This is a genomic window from Paenibacillus sp. 2003 (assembly GCF_031455635.1).
In the GTDB taxonomy this organism is placed as follows: Bacteria; Bacillota; Bacilli; order Paenibacillales; family Paenibacillaceae; genus Paenibacillus; species Paenibacillus amylolyticus_B.
The window spans coordinates 2,007,682-2,025,956 of record NZ_JAVDTB010000001.1; the positions used below are offsets into that span (position 1 = coordinate 2,007,682).

The window sequence follows — 18,275 nt, forward strand, 5'->3', positions numbered from 1 at the left end:
CTGCAGGAATAGGCATAGGGAGACCTAACTCAATCATTAGAAAATGGAGGCATGTTATGTTGGGACGGATGATGAAAAAAGGATTTGTGTTCTTTATCATTTTTTGCTTGGTAGTTGGCGGGGGCCAGTTCGCCCGAACAGCTCACGCCGATGATATGAATACCTATGAAGCCGAAGCGGAAGGGAATACTTTGCTAGGTAACGCGATGATCTCTGATAGCCCGACGGCTTCAGGCGGCAAAAAGGTCGGAGGCATGTACCAAGGCAGTTCCTTGCAATTTAACAATGTCACTGTAAGTGAGACAGGAAATTATAGAATTTCTGTTTACTACATTTCAGGTGATTCGCGGCCATTCAATATTAGTTCGAACGGCGGGGAGAAGCAATTTGAAGAACCGTCCAAGACAGTCGACTGGGATACGGTGGGAACATATGATGTGACCCTTCCGTTGAACGCTGGAACCAACACAATCCTGATTGATGACAACAACTGGTATTCTCCCGACATCGACAAGATCGTGATCCGCGGTTTGGACAGTGGCCACCCGGGAGAAGGGGGCGGAGACGACTGGAAGAAAAATTTGCATGGTGCAATTATTGAGGCAGAAGCGGCCGACAACATTTTGAAAGGCAATGCCAAAGTGGTAGACAGCAGCATTAGTTCGGGTGGGAAGAAAGTAACCGATCTGAACAAAAACAGTTCACTGCAATTCACGAATATCAACGTACCGGCAGATGGTACATATTTGATCCGAATATCTTATATTTCCGGTGATCAGCGACCTGTTTATATGCAGGTGAACAATGACACGGACGAGATGATTGATCTGCCCAAAACGGCAAGCTGGGACACGATTGGCATGTATGATGTGGAGGTATCTCTTCATAAGGGTGTCAATACCATCACGTTCTCGGATCACGACTGGTACTCCCCTGATTTGGACCGAATTGAAGTGATTCCGTATACAATTAGTTATGAAGCCGAAGATTCGGACAATATGCTGACTGGTGAAGCGCGTGTAACGGACAGCCCCACAGCATCAGGTGGCAAAAAGGTTGGATATCTGAATGGCAGGAGCTCCTTAACGTTCAATAAGATTATAGCCCCGATGACAGGTAATTACCGCGTTACGGTCGCTTATTTTTCCGGTGATCCGCGCAGTTTCTATGTCCGCGCAAATAACGGGGAAGAGCAGTTTCATGACCTGCCCAAAACACCGGATTGGGATACGGTAGGTACGTATGATCTTACACTCCCATTAACTGAAGGCGAGAATACGATTACCTTTTCAGACAACAATGGCTATTCTCCCGATCTGGACCGGATTATCGTAGAGCCTGCGATAGAGACAGAACCCGAAAATCCAGGTGAAGGAGATGACGATCTGGGAACACGGGTTGACTCGCAACGATACGGGGATATTACGGTGACTGATTACACTCATGGTCTCTTGGTATCGAACGGACAATACGAAGTGTCTTATAATACCCAGACTGGATTCGTCGGTTATAGCTGGGCAGAAGGGCAGAAGATGCGGGGGATTTTCAGCAGCATTAAACTTGGTGAGAGCCTTGTGGAAACCAAAGGGTATGAGAGTCATACGAGCGGTGGAGCACCGGTGGAGATTCAGGATGGATTCGGCAAAGGCGTTGAGTTGAACTTTGTTCATACTTCGACTGGCAAACCAACCCTGAAGCAGGTCTATCGGTTTTATGAAGATCAATCGTATTTCCTCAACCGTCTGGACGCCATCAGTGATACAGAGATCCAGAGTAATTACATGTCACCAATTACTGTGAAAAATACGGGTGGTGTGGATATCGGCGTCAGCTCGGATAACCGCGTGCTTACGGTGCCTTTTGACAACGATGCATGGATTCGCTATAAATCTCAAACGATGAACCGGGCGGATACCAGCTATGAGATGACAACGGTATTCAATAACTCGACACGTAACGGTCTGGTGATCGGTTCAGTAACCCATGATACTTGGAAGACCGGTATTGACTGGAAAGGCTCAGCTAATCGTCTGAATGAATTTGCTGTGTATGGTGGTGCAGCGAGTGACGTTACTCGCGATACCCAGCCACATGGCAGCCTGTCCGGTACTGAACTGTCCTCACCACTGATTATGGTAGGTGGTTTCAGTGACTACCGTACAGGACTTGAAGAATACGGTAAAGCCAATGCGATTATCACACCTCCGCTGGCGTTGAATCCGGAGCTGCCACAAGGTGTTCCAGTAGGTTGGAATAGCTGGGGAGCTTATGATAGCGGGCTTTCGTATCAGAACGTAGTGGATGTATCCAATTATTTCAAGAACAATCTTAAGAAGTTCAACAATAACGGCAATGTATTCATTAATATGGATTCCTACTGGGACAATCTAAGTGATGCTGAGCTTACCCAAGCCGTATCTGTCATTAAGGACAATGGTCAGCATGCAGGCATCTATTGGGGACCATTTGTGTATTGGGGCAACGATATGAGCCAAAAAGTAGATGGTACCAACGGGCAATATACGTATGGTGATATTGTGCTTAAGGATGCTGAAGGGGAACCTCTGCCGACACTGGATGGAGCATATGCACTGGATGTGACACATCCGGGGAGTCAAATGCGCATGAATTATTTTCTGGATAAGTTTAAATCACTTGGATTCACATTCATCAAACTGGATTTCCTAACACACGGCTCACTGGAAGGTCAGCATTATGATACAACCGTGACGACAGGAATCCAGGCTTACAATGAAGGGATGCGTTATGTCGAAGAGCGATTGGATGGGAAAATGTTTATTAGTGCGTCCATTGCACCGATCTTTCCAAGTCAATATGCGCATAGCAGACGGATCTCTTGTGACACCTATGGCAAAATCAATGAGACGGAGTACATGCTCAATTCATTGACATATGGTTTCTGGCAAAATGGAACGATCTATTCTTATACAGACCCAGATCATTTGGCATTAAGCCGTGCTTCAAGCTTGGAGGAAGCCCGCAGCCGGGTGAATTCCGGTGTAATTGCCGGCACGGTGATGATGGATTCCGATGATGTGAACGATCCCAAGGCACAGGAATACATGACATCATTGTACAATAACACGGATGTTCTTCAGGTGGCGCTAAAAGGCAAAGTATTCAAGCCGCTTGAAGGAAATACGAATGCAAATGCCGCAGATTCGTTTTTTCTGAAAGACGGCAATGATTATTACCTTGCCGTATTTAATTACAGCGCCAATAGTTCAGCGAACAAAACGATTAATCTGGGCCGTGCCGGATTAAATGATTCCAAAACTTATACTTTAAAAGACTTGTGGACAGGTGAATCTTCGTCAGCCACGGGTTCATGGTCCACCTCGCTGGGGCCGGCTGAATCGAAGTTGGTTAAATTGACCGAAAAAGCAGTCACCCCGGAAAATCCAGGCAACCCAAATAACCCAGGGAATCCAGGGAATTCAGACACTCCTGGCAACAATGGCAAAAATGGTAATAACAGTAATACTAGCGGGAGCGGGAACTCTGGAAACAGCACGGCTCAGGAGAACGATACAGCAACACGGGTCATCACAGCCGATATGCTGAAGGTGGACAGTGAGGCAGGGAAAGTCGTCATAGACATCAAGGCTGGTACTCAGGAGCTGCAACTGTCATCAGCTGTCTTACGCCAACTCGGCAACCATACACTGAAAGTGAAATCAGGCAAGTTAACTTTGCAAATCCCTGCGAGTTTGTTCCAGCAGCTACTGAGCAAGCTACCAGCGGGGCAGCAGGAAGATAGTATGATTTCCCTGAAAATGGTCCCGCTTGGCAGCAAGGCCAGGGAGGTCGTTGCCGCAGTGGAATCATCTTCCCGGGCAACGGTTACCCTTAAGGGAGAAATCTATGAATTTAGCCTTTCGGCAACAACTAAATCAGGTACAACCGAAACACTCGCTGCGTTTGATCACCCGGTTACGCTGAGTCTGGCAGCGGAAGAAGGTTTCGACCCTTCACAGGGAGGAATATATTATATTAACAAAAATGAGACATTGGAATTTCTGAAATCAGATTACGTGAATGGCGTATTAACAACTAAAGTGAGCCACTTCAGCAAGTATGCCGTTCTGGAACTGGATCGGACGTTTACCGATGTTCCGGCCAATCATTGGGCCAGCACTGTAATCAAGGAGTTGGCAGCAAAGGGCTATGTTGAAGGTACACATGTAGATCAATTTGAGCCAGGACGTGCTGTCACCCGCGCTGAATTCATCACTATGCTCGTTCATTCCCTGGGACTGACTGTAGCAGGGGAAGTACACTTTACAGATGTAGCGACAGATGACTGGTACGCGGAACCCATCTCGATTGCGACGCAAGCCGGTATTGTAAACGGCCGAAGCGCAACCCGTTTCCAGCCGGACGCACGGATTACCCGAGAGGAAATCACGGTGATGCTGATGAAAGCCTATGAGCGGAATGTTGGGAAAGTACCGCCTGTTGGTTCTACAGACATCTTGTTTACAGATATGGCTCAGGTTTCTTCATGGGCAACGGCTTCGGTGAAGGATGCAGCCCGATTGGGACTGGTCCAAGGCCAAAGACAGGGACAGTTTGTGCCTAAAGGGATCGCTTCCCGGGCAGAAGCGGCTCAGGTCATCTATAACTTAATTCTGAAGTAGGTTTAAGGCTGCGAATTCCATCGCAGCCTTATTTTCATACCTTTGAAATGACAGACGATTTCCCCTATGGATTGTAAGAATGCGATATGGCTAATGTAACATCTGCTTCCTACAATAATAAGTATGTTCACAACACACAGCACGAGGGTAACAGGAACTCGAAAGGATGATAAACTTGACGATTCAATATAATGAGCAGCTACGTATATTTGCAATACAGACGCAAAATTCGTCCTACCTTTTCGGAATTAATGAGAGAGAACACCTCCAGCATCTGTATTGGGGTGACCCCGTTGACATTGAGGACAGCGCTCCGTTGCTCCAACTACAATCCCATAGCTCTTTTGACGCGGAAGTGGAAGGAGAAGTGGAGGAGTACAGCTTCTGGGGAGGCGCATCTTATACAGAACCGTCTTTGAAGGTTCGTATGCCTGATGGGGTTCGTGATCTCCGGGTACGGTACGACCATCACGAAATTACTGAAAAGGACGGCAGACAGACGCTGATTATCACGTTGAAGGATCAGGTGTATGCACTTGAGACGCAGCTGATATATCGGGTCATCCCGGAATTCGATCTGGTGGAGCGTTACGCCAATATCGTAAATACGGGACAGGAGGAAATCGTGCTGGAAAGCATGCAATCCGCAGCCTGGACTTTGCCATATCTCCAGGATTACCGCCTGACGCATGTTACGGGGAAATGGTCGGGTGAATTCCAACTGCGCAATACCATTTTGACAGAGGGGAAAAAGGTGCTTGAATCACGGAGAGGTTTTACCGATGGCCATGCCAATCCATGGTTTGCCATAGATGACGGCCTTTCCACAGAAAGCGGCGGTGGGGTATGGTTTGGTGCTCTTGCCTGGAGCGGCAACTGGAAGATTGTTGCGGAGAAGACCCCATTCACGCATGTACGGGTAACAGGTGGCATCCATGATTTTGACAATGAATGGTTGCTGGGTGCGGGCGAAACGTTTGAGACGCCTGTCTTTGTCGGCGGATTCAGCCCAGAAGGCTTTGGCGGAATGAGCCACCGCTTGCATCAGTACCAATACAATTACATACTGCCGCGCAGTGAAATCGGTAAAGTGTTGTACAACTCCTGGGAAGCTACCTATTTCGATGTTAATGCCCAGGACCAAATGGAGCTTGCCGAAAGGGCAGCCAAAATGGGTGTGGAGCTATTCGTCGTGGATGACGGCTGGTTTGGACAGCGGCATTCCGACCGAGCGGGGTTGGGCGACTGGAACGTGAATAAGGAGAAATTCCCGAACGGACTTGTTGAGCTGATTGACCGGGTTCACGGACTTGGGATGGAGTTTGGCATATGGGTAGAGCCGGAGTCGGTCAACCCGGATAGTGATCTTTATAGAGAACATCCAGACTGGGTATATCATTTTGAGACACGGGGACGTACGGAGCTTCGTAATCAGCTGCTGTTGAACATTTCCAAGCCGGAGGTCAAGCAATACATTATCGATTTTATGACCGAACTGCTTGGCAATCATGAGATTAAATTCATTAAATGGGATATGAACCGGACCATTACGGAGCCGGGCATGAAAGGTCACCCCATTAACCGTCAGAAAGAAGTATGGGTAAGGCATGTCCAGAGCTTGTATGATATCTGGGCACGGCTGCGAGCCAAGTTCCCGGATGTCGAGTTTGAGACTTGCGCAGGAGGTGGCTCGCGGATTGATCTGGGCATCTTCCGTTATGCCGATCAGTCCTGGCCGAGTGACAATACGGATGCGTTCGACCGCCTGAGCATTCAGGAAGGCTTCTCGTATACGTACGCACCACGTATGATGACCTGTTGGGTAACCGAGTCACCTACAGGAATGAACGGTCGCAACGTCTCGCTGAAGTATCGTTTCCACAGTGCAATGATGGGTACGCTTGGTATCGGCTCCAATCTGAATGAGTGGAGGGATGAATGGATTGAACAGTCCGGGGAATTCATCGGTCAGTACAAAGCCATTCGTCACCTGGTGCAATTCGGCAGACAATTCCGTCTGACTTCGCTTCGCCATAAGGGGGTTACTGCTGTCCAGTACAGTGATGCTGCGGCAAGTGACCATGTGCTGTTCGCTTTTCTTCACTCGCAGAAGCTGGGTGAACCGTTGCCTAGACTCCGTTTGGCAGGCCTTCAGGCTGACAAGACCTATCTCGTTGAAGAACTGGGGTTAACGGTCAGTGGCCGTGCGCTGATGAACATCGGGGTGGAGCTGCCTCTGCGCGGCGATTTTGACAGCCTGGTGTATCGTATTCGTGAGCAGGTATAATAGGATGTTGTAGAACGGTTTAAAAGGAGTGCTTTGCAGGCCGATAACGGCTGCATCGCACTCCTTTTTTATTGGATCTCTTTTTGCGGCAGACGGATCTGTACGGTAGTTCCCATACCAAGTTTGCTATACACTTTAACACCGTAGTATTCACCAAATTTCAGCTTAATCCGCCGATCCACATTTGAAATGCCATAACCCCGTCCTTCTTTCTCTTCAAACAAAGCCTCAAGCTTCTCTCGCCGCATGCCCATTCCATCGTCTATAACCGACAAGATGATACTATTGTTCTCGATGACACCCTTGATATGGATATTTAGGGGCCGATCCTGATTCCAAAGAGCGTGGATCACTGCATTCTCCACAAAAGGCTGCAGCGCAAGCTTCACGGTCGAGTAGGGCAGGATCGATTGATCTATCGTGTAGATGATGTTCAGCTTGCCCTTAAACCGTATAAGTTGAATGGCATTATAACTCTGGGTCAGTTTCAGCTCCTCATTGATGGTCAGGATGCTCTTTCCTTTGTTCAGGGATATCCGATAAAACTTGGCCAGGTGAAGAACCATATCCTGAATCTGTGGATCCTGATGCTTCACGGCCAGAGAAGAGATCGAACCGAGTGTATTATACAGAAAATGAGGATTGATCTGAGCTTGAAGCAGGTCCAGTTCGGCTTCCTTGCTCTGCAGCTCTTTCTGGTAGACTTCGGTAACCAGACTTTTTAACCGAGTTGTCATCTGTTCGAATGCAAAGTGAAGCTGTCCGATCTCATCACTGCCCATTTGCTCCTCATGAGTAGGGTTGAAATCCCCCCGCTCAATCCGCCGAATCATCCGAATTAACGTCCTGATGCGATTGCTAAACAGCGAAGCAGTAATATAGATGAGCAGCAGCGCCACGCCGATGAAGCCAAGAGAAATGTTGATAATGAGCTGAGAGAGGGATTTGGCATCCTTGATAATACTGTCATACGGAAAAATGGACACCGTTCTCCAGCCATTTTTGAGCGTGTTATAGACCGCTAGAGCCTTCACGTCTTGATATGTTGTATCAAATCTGCCTGAAGGCGTCTCATCAAAATTCTGATGAAGCAATTCGGGCAGGCTTGTATTGATTAACTGTTTGTCCGCTGAAGACAGAATCATACCCTTGTCATTGATAATAAAAATATCTTTGCCACCTGCTTCTTTTTCCATGAGAGAATAGATGACTGACTCGGAAATTTGAAAGACCAGCATCCCATAGGGGTACTGATTACTATTGTTGTTCAACAGCCGGGCGAGTGTAAACATGGCAGGACCGTTCTCTGTCTGCGGCGTGGAGAGATGAATAATGTTCCCATAGGATTGCTGCAGCGTGTGAAACAGTTCCGTGTCCTGAACTTCGGGTGTGATCGGCCGGATATAATAATTGTCTTTGGGCAGCGACGGATTATCTGAATAAATGAATGCGCTATCAAAATCAGGGTAGGCAGCCATCACAGTGTCGATTCGATTGCCAATGTAATTATAGACATCCAGATAAGATGGATCATCCTGATACTCGTTTGTAAGGTAATTGGCAAGGCGGTTATCCAAATAAATGGAGGCGGAAATGTGTTCGTAGCTATCCAGTTTGTTCTCCAGATTTTTAGTGATCTGAGCCGTTGAGTTCGTCATGTTGATGTAGATCTGCTCAGTAAGCTTCGTTTTGGTTAGCTCATAGGAAAAATAAACCAACAGCATCATCGGAATGATCGTGACTAGAACAAATACCATAAACAGTTTGGAACGAAAACTCAGGTTTACAAAAGGCATGTACATATATCTTCTATAAAATTGGCGCATCCGGAAGCCCTCTCTTGACTGAATATTCGTTGCACAGTTCATCATAGCAGAGTGAATATGGAAATCCAATCCTCACTTTGCACAAAAACATCTTTAAAAAGCGGTATCTTTCGGAGAATTCAACTATGGCGAGTAATCCGTGTCAAATTTATGATTAATAGGAGAGAAGTTGAATCAAGATATGGCCGACCATGCTGCTGTATAGAAAAAGGGAGGGTACTTAATGCATAAGGTAAGCGCTATCAAAACAGTCAGGAGCAATAATCTGATAAGCAGACTAAAAGAGCAAAAATGGTTATTCGTGCTTATGCTTCCTGCCTTCATTGCGACATTGCTATTTTCCTATGGTCCGATGTTTGGACTATATATGGCGTTTACAAATTATCAGCCGGGTGGGGGATCGTTCTTACATCAGTTCTTCCATGCCGAATTTGTAGGTTTCCAGTGGTTTGAGTATTTCTTTACTACAGGGGATTTCTATCGGGTAATGCGTAATACGCTAGCGACAAGCTTGCTGACACTGTTCTTCGGATTTCCTGCGCCAATCATCCTCGCGCTTGTACTGAATGAAGCGAGACAGGGATTTTTCAAACGTTTTGTACAGACGGTTTCTTATCTGCCGCATTTTATCTCATGGGTTATTGCAGCCAACATTGTGATTACGCTGCTGGCTTCGGATGGAATGCTTAACAATATTTTGGTTCTGCTGGGCATTGTCAAAGAACCCGTTGCATTTTTGCAAAACGGGCCTCTGTTCTGGTGGATTATCGCATTGTCGAACATGTGGAAAGAGATGGGGTTCAGTGCCATTATGTATCTGGCCGCAATCGCTTCCATTAATCCGGAGCTCTACGAAGCGGCCAGGGTGGACGGAGCCAGCCGATTCAAGCAAATGTGGCATATAACGCTGCCATCCATGCGCCCTACAATTGTCATATTGGCTATTCTCGCGGTCGGAGGCATTTTGAATGCAGGATTTGAACAGCAATACCTGCTGCAAAATAATACCGTGCTTGAATACTCCGAAGTTATTGATATTTATGCTTACAAATACGGACTACAAAACAGCATGTTCTCTTATGGTGCTGCTGTGGGAATGTTCAAATCCGTTGTTGCCTTCATTCTTGTCCTTATCGTGAACCGGATTTCCAGAAAAGTGAACGACCAGGCGTTGTTCTAACTACAGAAGACAGAGGGGAGCGCTTGTAATGATTCTGAACCGATTCGGGGATCGTATTTTCAAAATTATTGTATATTTCATTCTTATTCTCGTATTACTGGTTACATTTCTTCCGTTTTGGAATATACTCGTTCTTTCATTGAACAGCGCGGAGGATACGGTGCGAGGCGGCGTTTATCTGTGGCCCAGAGATCTGACCTTGGACAGCTATCAGCAGATTTTGAAAGATAGCGAGATTTTAAACGGGCTGTGGGTAACCGTCAAACGAACGCTGATTGGCGCACCGCTATCGGTTCTCGTCATTACGATGCTTGCGTATCCGCTAAGTCGGCGGAATCTAATTGGTCGCAAAGGCTGGAACCTGTACTTTATTTTTACCATGTATTTCAGTGGCGGACTGATTCCGTTCTACATGGTGCTTAAGGCACTCAACATGATCGATACATTCTCGGTATTCATTTTGCCAAGTTTGATGAATGTCTTCTATATGATCATTGTCCGTACCTTTATGGAGCAGCTGCCCCATGAGATTGAAGAATCGGCCAGGGTGGATGGGGCTAACGATCTGACTATTTTCTTCCGGATTGTGATGCCGCTGACAACACCTGTACTTGCAACAGTGGGACTTTTTCAAGCGATAGGGCATTGGAATGCGTGGTTTGATTCCTATGCGTTCACCTATAGTTCGGATCTGAAGACTCTGCAAGCCGTGCTCGTGAAAATATTGAATCAATTTCAGACCGGTGGCATGATTTCGCAAACGCAAATGCTGGCCAACTCGGCCAAACGAAATGCCGTTTCCAGCGATACCATTCGAATGGCTGCTACGATGGTAGCCACATTACCAATCGTGATGGTGTATCCGTTCCTGCAAAAGTACTTTGTTAAAGGTATGACTTTGGGAGCGGTAAAGAGTTAAGCGATTCCATGATCCGGTTGTGGGACGGGCTCGTCCTGCGACCTCTCCTGAAAGGGGGTGGGCCAAGATTGTTTTGTAATTGCTCGATCATGCACTTTAGGAATTTATTCATTGGGAGGAATTAGGGTGTCAATGATAAAGACAAAAAAATGGATTACTATGGGGATTACAGCTGCATTAGCGGTTGGTTTGCTGGCGGGTTGCTCCTCCAATGATGGGGAGAACAATACAGCAGGTAAAGACGGGGAACAAGGGCCGATTACGCTGACCTGGTTTGATGGCAATACCAAAGGAGAACCATTTACCGATGCAGTTGCCCAGGAAATCACCAAAAAGACGGGCATAGAGATCTCCATCCAGCAGCCAACAGGTAATCCAACGGAAAAACTGAGCCTGATGCTCGCCAGTGGTGACTATCCGGATGTGGTAGTCATGAGCCGGGGAGATGCTTCCCTCGACAAATACATTTCAAGTGGGGCATTCATTCCACTGGATGAGTTAATTGAGAAATATGGTTCTGATTTGAAAGAAATGTACGGAGATACCTTGACCAAAACACGTAATACAGACGGCAAGAACTACTATCTGGCAAACTGGTATGGACTCGACAGTGATCCGGTCTTCGGTATGCTGATGAGACAGAGCTTGTTGGAAGAGTTTCTTCCGGACAAAGCAGATGGTTCACAGCCCCTCACAACAGACGAATTCGAAGCACTCCTGAAAAATTTTAAAGAGAAATACAATACGATTGATGGCAAAGAGTCCATTCCGATGACGATGAACGGGGAGAACATGGGTGCGAATCTGGGCACATTCAAAGGCATGTGGGGCTTAAAGACGTATTATGACAATAACGGACGTCTGCAATATGATGTCAAGGACCCCAAATATCGCGAGATGCTGTTATACATGAATCGCTTGTATAGAGAAGGTCTGATCGAAAAGGAATTTGCGATTAGCAAAACACAGACCTGGATTCAAAAGCTGACGACTGGTGCGGTATTTGCTACCCCAGGTGCATATTGGGACCCGGGGAACGGCAATGCGGCCTTGAAGAAGGATGGCGGGGAAAAGAATCAACTCTTTGCTTACAAAGTTGTTGCTCCAGGTGTAGATCCGGCTCAAACGACGTTTGGCCCAAGAAGTTCGCTTGGATGGGATGCAATCGCCATTACCAAAAACAACAAACACCCGGAAGAAACGATAAAGCTGTTTAATTATCTGGCGAGTGATGAAGGACAGCATCTGCTGCTGTGGGGCAGGGAAGGCGAACAGTACACCATGGTGGATGGCAAGCGACAACCGAAAGCTGAATTCCTGCAAAGCTTCAAGGATAATTGGGATGATACGGTGAAGAAAAGCGGCGTTCGCAAATGGTTATGGTTTATCAAAAATGGTCTGGACCCGAACGGACAGCCATATGACATGGCGGTTAAATTCCAACGAAGTGAAGTGGATGAACTGGCCATTAAGAGTCTTGGCGATTCCGTATGGGATACAGCGCAGTATGACAACCTGAATCCGGATGGGGGAACACCTCAAGCTCTGACGGCCCAGAAAGTGAAGGATATTATGGATCAGAGTATTACGAGAGCCATTATTGCCCCAAGTGAGACCGAAGCCAATTCCGTGTTCGACAAGATGCTGGAGGATATGAAAAAAGCTGGCGATGAGAAAGTGGAAGATATCATCAACGAGAAATATGCTCAGCGTATGGAGCTGTGGTCTTCGAAATAATTGGATATCAACTTATAAATAAATACTTATGTCAAAAATCTAATTTTTTAAAAACCCGTTAATCTGTATGAGATTAACGGGTTTTTGTTGGGATCAAAATGATGGGGGGCGGCAGATATTTAAAAATAAATCAGAGAATTATGTAAGGGAAATCTCTCTTTTCGGTTTATCTTCATGCAGTAGTAATATTGCAGAAACTGGTGGTCAAAGATCAACTTTCTCTTACAAATCATTGGAGGACACATGGGTCCTCCATTGAATTTACTTGGAGATGAAAATTCAAGGTTTGTGATTCCGTGGGAGTAATAGAAGAGTTTATTCTATTTTGAAATGACCGTAAGTAACCTTTGACCTCATTCACTCTACTGAGTATCGTTTGGAAGTTCATCATTGAGTTTCTGGTACCCAAGTCCCCATGTTTCCATAGAGAATATAATTGGCTTAAGTGAATTTCCTAATTCACTGATCTCCGGGATACTTTTACGAAGTTCTCCGAATCGTTGAGTTCCCTTCAAGAGATCCCTCATAACCGTGCAAGAAAGTTTATGGATGCAGTTGAGTGACTATTTTTCGAATCATATGTTAACGTTCTTGAATTCTTGGAGACAGCATGTAGAGATCAGTTTATTAGCATTGATGGGTTCCACACTGATCGGAATTACTTAGGTACCTGTTGCTTCCTATCATGGGTACTGGAATTAGGCCGGCCCTTGTCGCTCTGATTATTTATGTCTCTACTTGAATCTGCATAAGGTGTAGGGATGTCTGAACGACAAATCAGATGGAAAATCCAAAGTGGAGATAAAATTTAATTGAGGGCAGATGCTTATGAAAATAGAAAGGGGTTTAAATATGACGATTACAGAAAACAAACAATTGATGTATCGTTTCACGAACTTCATTAATACGGCAAGCAAAGAACTTGCTGAAGAATTAATTGCTCCAGATGCTGTTTTTTATGTACCTACGCAAAAAGAACCAATGAATGGTCCCAGTCGGTTTTCCACCAACACAAAAAAAAATCGAAGTAAATGCAATGAATTTTTATCGGATCTCTAATGGCCAAATTAGTGAAGAGTATGGTCAACCCGATATGCTTGGCTTGCTTCAATTCCAAAAGCATAGAAACCGACCTTATTCCAACTTTAGTAGGATTTATGGTCGGTTTGTTCGTATTAGTGAAGGGGCACTACTAATAGTGTAATAAGAAAACTCAATATTTCGTGGCTAGACATTGGTTTTAACAAATTCTTTACTAATCCTAACTGTCAATAATGCTCTTGATATTTTTAATTGTTGCAAAGTGCATTGCTTCATGGTAAATCAGAAAACCCAGTAATTGTTCTACATTTGTAAAGATAAGTCCTGTAGAAGACTTGTAATGAGGATTGATTTCTTCTTTCAATTTGCTTAAAAGTACCGATTCAACCCTTTCATTTTGTTCAGTTAACAAGTCGATTATTTGAGACAACGTTGGAGGCTCTATATTCCATTCAGACGGTTTAGTTCCTGGTTCAAACAACTTACTAAAATTAGCAGGATATTTGGTTTCTTGCCCAGTAAGTTGGAAAGCGAACTTCTCATGTATAACATACATGTGGCCTAGATTCCATTTTATATTGTTTTTCAAACCTGTTGGAATTATTTCCGAGACAGAGTCATTTATATCCCTCACATAATCAATTGTCTGACGGCGAACAAATCCCAATTGATCTGCGACAAAATTACTCATGTAATTGACCTCCCATAAAGTCGCTAATGAAATCGTTAAGAAAAAATCACTTGTTTTTTGGGGTGAAGAAATTCCGCCAGTTTAACACTTTTGTGTCAATGACCAGAGTTGCTTTTAGAAACATAAGTTGAGACTCGTTGTGACAGATTTGCCAACGTACGTTCAAAATAGGATTCATCTTTAAGTGCTCTACTCAGAATTAATCCCCCTTGAATACTAGCAATTGTTTCCTCTGAAATTTGGTCAGCAGTCTCTTTAGAGATACCTGTTTGAACTAGTGCCGCGCTTAGGGCTTCAATCCATCTTATAAAATATTGCCGAATAACAGCAGCGAATCGATCTCTTGTCTCGTCCAAAGCGAATGCACCAATAAGGCATATACGCTGACCAGATTGAAAATAAGTATCGACCTCTTGCCACATATGATCAATGGCTACCCGGGCTTCATTCTTTTCGAGCGGTTCAAAAATGTTTTTGATAAACCATTGATCAATATGAGCAAGAATTTCAGCAGCCATCTCTTCTTTTCCACCCGGAAAGAAATAATATAAGCTTCCTTTAGATAGACGCGTACGGGCTGTAATTTTACTCAAAGTTGCACCCTCATAACCTAATTCACGAAATACCTCAGTAACGAGAGGGATGACATCAGATTTTTCAAAAACAGTGCGCGTCATAGGTTTAACTCACTAAGGCTTGGATGTTCAGTAGGGCGCGTACCGAGAGGCCAATGAAATTTGCGTTCTTCTTCCTTAATCGGCATGTCATTAATCGAAGCAAATCTACGTTGCATTAAGCCGTCATCAGCGAATTCCCAATTCTCGTTCCCATACGATCTGAACCAATTGCCACTATCATCATGCCATTCATATGCAAATCTTACTGCAATACGATTATCCGTATATGACCAAAGTTCCTTAATAAGGCGATAGTCCAGCTCTTTAGCCCATTTTCTAGTTAGTAAAGAGACAATTTCTTGGCGGCCTGTTATAAATTCGCTCCGATTTCTCCAATAACAATCCTCAGTATACACAAGTGAGACGCGCTGAGGGTCTCGGCTATTCCAGCTGTCTTCTGCCATACGAGTTTTTTGGATTGCTGTCTCAAGAGTAAATGGGGGAGTTAGATTGTTCATTCATTTTTCCTCACTTTCTATACCGTTTGAACTAATATAAACCGATCGGTTTATAAATGCAAGTTTACATCCCAGATTCAATACAAATATCGAATCGGTTCAGATTCATAATGTACCAAGTAGCCATCAATCATATGCATATCCTATGAAACAATGAAAGACAGAACGTCTCCTCTATAGGAGACGTTCTACTTTTTCTCTCATTTTATTCTTTTGGCTAAAATCATCAGTCGAACTTAATTTAACCTTGCAAAAATTCGATCAATGCTGCATTAAATTGTTCGGAATGGGTCGCATTAAATCCGTGTGGTCCACCTTCGACAACGACCAGACGGCTGCCAGGGATGGATTCATGAGTACGTTGTCCACTCACCTCCAAAGGCACGATGGCATCTGAATCCCCATGGATAACCAGTGTTGGGATGTTGAACTTCTCCAGATCCTGACGGAAATCAGTAAGGGCAAAGGCAGCAATACAATCCAATGTGCCTTTAGGTGAAGCCAGAGCTGCAATATCCCGATTATAGATGCGGAATGGTTCGCTCACAAGGTCTGTACGGTCTCCAGCAGCGAAAAAGTTGCTTGTAAAACCATCCAGGAATGCTAGCCGATCCGCTTTTACCCCGTTTTGGAATTCTGCAATCGTTGCATCATCCAATCCTCCTTGAGGATTGTCTTCGGTTATATAGAGATAGGGAGGGACCGCTCCCGCAAATACGGCTCTAGAAACGCGTTCTGTCCCATAGGTCCCCACATAACGTGCAACTTCTCCGCCACCCATGGAGAATCCGACTAATGTGGCATCACGCAGATCAAGGTGCAGTATCAATTTATGCAAATCCGAAGCAAATGAATCATACTCATAACCATCCCAAGGTTGAGAAGACTGACCGAATCCACGACGGTCATATGTGATAACACGGTAGCCTGCTTCAATTAGGGCAGGAACTTGCTTCTCCCAGGATCGCCCACTCAAAGGCCAGCCATGAATCAGAATAATTGGTTTTCCCGTACCATGATCTTCATAATACAGTTCAATTGGTTGTTCATTCTCAGCGCCTACATTTACTTTAGCCATGGAAAATACCTCCATTAGTTATTATATTTTTGTTTAGACAGAAGCTATAAGCTCAGAAACATGAATGGGGGCTTGTTCATGGATCGCCTCACTCTCTATACTGTTTGTATCAGTATAAACCGATCAGTTTATACTTGCAAGTTCATATCCTAGCGTGGGTACTTAGTTAATCATCGACATATTCCTTTGAAAAGCGCGAAAGGTTGATGACGAATCCCACCCAAGATTATCAGCATTGTCAGCCTACTTCACAAGATGAACAAAAGAGAAATTAAAATGAGAAAACTCGTTTTATTTTTGCACGCATCGCTTGACGGTTTTGTAGGAAGGCCGAACGGTGAAATGGGAGTTTGGTTGATTTCCTACGATGCTGATTTGGAGAAGCATGCGAAAGGATTCTGAGTTCTGCCGACACTGTCATTAATCTGGCGCAATTGATCAGGGAGCGCAGGAGTATTCGTAAATGTAACTCTACGCCAGTGGACCAGGAGTTAGTTGTTGAATTACTTCGTAAGGCTATTCAGCTTCAACCATTTGTTGAGGCTGGCTCGTGGCGTGTAGTATACGCCGGAACTCCTGAAACATCTAAACGGCTGGTGGACTGTATGATGCAACAGATATCACAGAGCAAGCTGGGGAAGCTGATCCCTGGAAAACTAATGGAGGTTTTTATAAAGAGATTAACCGATATTCCCGCGCATGTCATTGTTATGTCCAATGTCCGTACGGATCGACTGACCAATGACCGCAATTATGCGGCTGCCTGCGGGGTGATGCAGAGCTTCCAGCTGTTGGGCTAAGAACGAGGGTTAGGCATGTTGTGAGATAAAGAGTCCATTCAGCATGAAGGGTTCTTCAATGGAATTGGCTTACGTGAGCATGAAAGATTTGTTGGTATTCTACATATAGGATATTTCGACAAAGCGCCAAGAAGTCGGAAAAGAACGCCAGCCCAGCAGAAGTGGACCATATCGCGTGGGCACAATACATAGGAGAGGAGAATGTAAAAATGAAATTGTCAGATCTGGAAGGAGTCATGGACGGTCCTAGTGAGTTTTTGGATCGAAAGGTATTAAACTGAATGAGCAGAGTTATCATGAAGTATGTAACGCCGATACCATTTTTCCAAAAGAACTATTAAAAGAAATACAGAAATATATCCACGGTAACATGGTTTACGTCCCAACACCTGAAGGCCAACGGAAGAAGTGGAGATGCGCTCGTGTGACTTATGTACATTCTTCTTTTCTGTTCGATATAATTGATTCAAAACACTAGTTAAGAACTGCGCTTAATTAAAAAATAGAGGAGTACTTATGAAAGAAGAAATTATAAAAAAATATTTCTTTATGTGGGTAAGTAGAGATTTTACGTTTTTAGATACGTATTTTTCTGATGATATTATCTACCGCGAATGTTATGGAGCAATGTATGTGGGTATAGAGGAAGTCCATTTGTGGATCAAAAAAATGTTACTGAAGCAAGTTGTCTTAGAATGGAAGATAAAAAATATTCATCAAGTAAATGAAACCATATTTTTTGTAGAGTGGTATTTTGAAGCAAAAGAAAAACAACTTTATTCATTTGATGGTATATCAATGATTAGATTTGATGGAAATAAAATCCGATTAATAGAAGAGTATGAAGCTAAACATGAAACTTTTAGACCATGTAAGGTTGATTAAAGATGTCGAGGGACAAGAACATGTTCCTTTTTCAG

The 18,275-nt window shown here is 44.6% G+C and carries 15 protein-coding genes; 9 read left to right on the top strand and 6 right to left on the bottom strand.

Annotated elements, in window-relative coordinates; translation table 11 throughout:
- The first annotated feature begins 56 nt into the window (after positions 1-56).
- Together J2X75_RS08795 and J2X75_RS08800 are read left to right on the top strand one after the other, a co-directional pair.
- Positions 57-4,661 (top strand): S-layer homology domain-containing protein, encoded by a 4,605-nt coding sequence (locus J2X75_RS08795; protein ID WP_310335806.1) that lies wholly within the window; start codon positions 57-59, stop codon positions 4,659-4,661.
- Between the two features lie 166 nt (positions 4,662-4,827).
- Complete coding sequence (locus J2X75_RS08800) at positions 4,828-6,948, top strand: alpha-galactosidase (protein WP_310335807.1); 2,121 nt, start codon at positions 4,828-4,830, stop codon at positions 6,946-6,948.
- Between the two features lie 68 nt (positions 6,949-7,016).
- On the opposite strand, the gene J2X75_RS08805 is transcribed toward J2X75_RS08800, so the two are convergent.
- The gene (locus J2X75_RS08805) at positions 7,017-8,744 is read right to left on the bottom strand and encodes a cache domain-containing sensor histidine kinase (protein WP_310335809.1); all 1,728 of its coding nucleotides are present in this window, start codon (positions 8,742-8,744) and stop codon (positions 7,017-7,019) included.
- A 253-nt stretch (positions 8,745-8,997) separates the two neighbouring features.
- Between J2X75_RS08805 and J2X75_RS08810 the strand changes: the two genes are divergently transcribed.
- The 3 genes from J2X75_RS08810 to J2X75_RS08820 all read left to right on the top strand — a co-directional run bounded on the left by J2X75_RS08810 (position 8,998) and on the right by J2X75_RS08820 (position 12,610).
- Complete coding sequence (locus J2X75_RS08810) at positions 8,998-9,954, top strand: ABC transporter permease (RefSeq protein ID WP_062322050.1); 957 nt, start codon at positions 8,998-9,000, stop codon at positions 9,952-9,954.
- Between the two features lie 28 nt (positions 9,955-9,982).
- A complete protein-coding gene (locus J2X75_RS08815) occupies positions 9,983-10,873 on the top strand; it encodes a carbohydrate ABC transporter permease (RefSeq protein ID WP_029880772.1) in 891 nt (296 codons plus the stop codon).
- 132 nt (positions 10,874-11,005) lie between these two features.
- The gene (locus J2X75_RS08820) at positions 11,006-12,610 is read left to right on the top strand and encodes an extracellular solute-binding protein (protein ID WP_310335813.1); all 1,605 of its coding nucleotides are present in this window, start codon (positions 11,006-11,008) and stop codon (positions 12,608-12,610) included.
- Positions 12,611-12,972: 362 nt separating this feature from the next.
- Here J2X75_RS08820 and J2X75_RS08825 read toward each other — a convergent pair whose 3' ends face one another.
- A complete protein-coding gene (locus tag J2X75_RS08825; protein WP_310336712.1) occupies positions 12,973-13,161 on the bottom strand; it encodes a winged helix-turn-helix transcriptional regulator in 189 nt (62 codons plus the stop codon).
- 301 nt (positions 13,162-13,462) lie between these two features.
- Here J2X75_RS08825 and J2X75_RS08830 point away from each other — a divergent pair, with 301 nt between their 5' ends.
- Both J2X75_RS08830 and J2X75_RS30315 read left to right on the top strand, forming a co-directional pair.
- Positions 13,463-13,669: a hypothetical protein gene (locus J2X75_RS08830; protein WP_310335815.1), complete on the top strand. Its 207-nt coding sequence runs from the start codon at positions 13,463-13,465 to the stop codon at positions 13,667-13,669.
- The gene (locus J2X75_RS30315; protein WP_397383510.1) at positions 13,647-13,814 is read left to right on the top strand and encodes a hypothetical protein; all 168 of its coding nucleotides are present in this window, start codon (positions 13,647-13,649) and stop codon (positions 13,812-13,814) included. The genes J2X75_RS08830 and J2X75_RS30315 overlap by 23 nt, the downstream gene beginning before the upstream one ends.
- Before the next feature lie 57 nt (positions 13,815-13,871).
- Here J2X75_RS30315 and J2X75_RS08835 read toward each other — a convergent pair whose 3' ends face one another.
- The 4 genes from J2X75_RS08835 to J2X75_RS08850 all read right to left on the bottom strand — a co-directional run bounded on the left by J2X75_RS08835 (position 13,872) and on the right by J2X75_RS08850 (position 16,555).
- Positions 13,872-14,342 (bottom strand): DinB family protein, encoded by a 471-nt coding sequence (locus tag J2X75_RS08835; protein WP_310335817.1) that lies wholly within the window; start codon positions 14,340-14,342, stop codon positions 13,872-13,874.
- A gap of 95 nt (positions 14,343-14,437) precedes the next feature.
- Positions 14,438-15,019, bottom strand: coding sequence for a TetR/AcrR family transcriptional regulator (locus J2X75_RS08840; protein WP_310335819.1), 582 nt, complete (start codon positions 15,017-15,019; stop codon positions 14,438-14,440).
- Entirely contained in the window at positions 15,016-15,477 is a 462-nt protein-coding gene (locus tag J2X75_RS08845) for a nuclear transport factor 2 family protein (RefSeq protein ID WP_310335821.1), read from the bottom strand. Before J2X75_RS08845 ends, J2X75_RS08840 begins: the two co-directional genes overlap by 4 nt.
- Before the next feature lie 241 nt (positions 15,478-15,718).
- Complete coding sequence (locus J2X75_RS08850) at positions 15,719-16,555, bottom strand: alpha/beta fold hydrolase (RefSeq protein ID WP_310335823.1); 837 nt, start codon at positions 16,553-16,555, stop codon at positions 15,719-15,721.
- A gap of 434 nt (positions 16,556-16,989) precedes the next feature.
- Between J2X75_RS08850 and J2X75_RS08855 the strand changes: the two genes are divergently transcribed.
- Both J2X75_RS08855 and J2X75_RS08860 read left to right on the top strand, forming a co-directional pair.
- Positions 16,990-17,355, top strand: a complete 366-nt coding sequence (locus tag J2X75_RS08855; protein WP_310335825.1) for a nitroreductase family protein — start codon at positions 16,990-16,992, stop codon at positions 17,353-17,355.
- 516 nt (positions 17,356-17,871) lie between these two features.
- Complete coding sequence (locus J2X75_RS08860) at positions 17,872-18,240, top strand: nuclear transport factor 2 family protein (protein WP_310335826.1); 369 nt, start codon at positions 17,872-17,874, stop codon at positions 18,238-18,240.
- Positions 18,241-18,275: the final 35 nt, after the last annotated feature.

What these genes read in the sequence shown, in the direction of transcription:
- J2X75_RS08845 (WP_310335821.1), bottom strand. Translation starts at nt 15,477, where the DNA reads ATGAACAATCTAACTCCCCCATTTACTCTTGAGACAGCAATCCAAAAA.
- J2X75_RS08810 (WP_062322050.1), top strand. Translation starts at nt 8,998, where the DNA reads ATGCATAAGGTAAGCGCTATCAAAACAGTCAGGAGCAATAATCTGATA.
- J2X75_RS08805 (WP_310335809.1), bottom strand. Translation starts at nt 8,744, where the DNA reads ATGCCTTTTGTAAACCTGAGTTTTCGTTCCAAACTGTTTATGGTATTT.
- J2X75_RS08815 (WP_029880772.1), top strand. Translation starts at nt 9,983, where the DNA reads ATGATTCTGAACCGATTCGGGGATCGTATTTTCAAAATTATTGTATAT.
- J2X75_RS08800 (WP_310335807.1), top strand. Translation starts at nt 4,828, where the DNA reads ATGATAAACTTGACGATTCAATATAATGAGCAGCTACGTATATTTGCA.
- J2X75_RS08830 (WP_310335815.1), top strand. Translation starts at nt 13,463, where the DNA reads ATGACGATTACAGAAAACAAACAATTGATGTATCGTTTCACGAACTTC.
- J2X75_RS08835 (WP_310335817.1), bottom strand. Translation starts at nt 14,342, where the DNA reads ATGAGTAATTTTGTCGCAGATCAATTGGGATTTGTTCGCCGTCAGACA.
- J2X75_RS08850 (WP_310335823.1), bottom strand. Translation starts at nt 16,555, where the DNA reads ATGGCTAAAGTAAATGTAGGCGCTGAGAATGAACAACCAATTGAACTG.
- J2X75_RS30315 (WP_397383510.1), top strand. Translation starts at nt 13,647, where the DNA reads ATGAATTTTTATCGGATCTCTAATGGCCAAATTAGTGAAGAGTATGGT.
- J2X75_RS08795 (WP_310335806.1), top strand. Translation starts at nt 57, where the DNA reads ATGTTGGGACGGATGATGAAAAAAGGATTTGTGTTCTTTATCATTTTT.
- J2X75_RS08820 (WP_310335813.1), top strand. Translation starts at nt 11,006, where the DNA reads ATGATAAAGACAAAAAAATGGATTACTATGGGGATTACAGCTGCATTA.
- J2X75_RS08860 (WP_310335826.1), top strand. Translation starts at nt 17,872, where the DNA reads ATGAAAGAAGAAATTATAAAAAAATATTTCTTTATGTGGGTAAGTAGA.
- J2X75_RS08840 (WP_310335819.1), bottom strand. Translation starts at nt 15,019, where the DNA reads ATGACGCGCACTGTTTTTGAAAAATCTGATGTCATCCCTCTCGTTACT.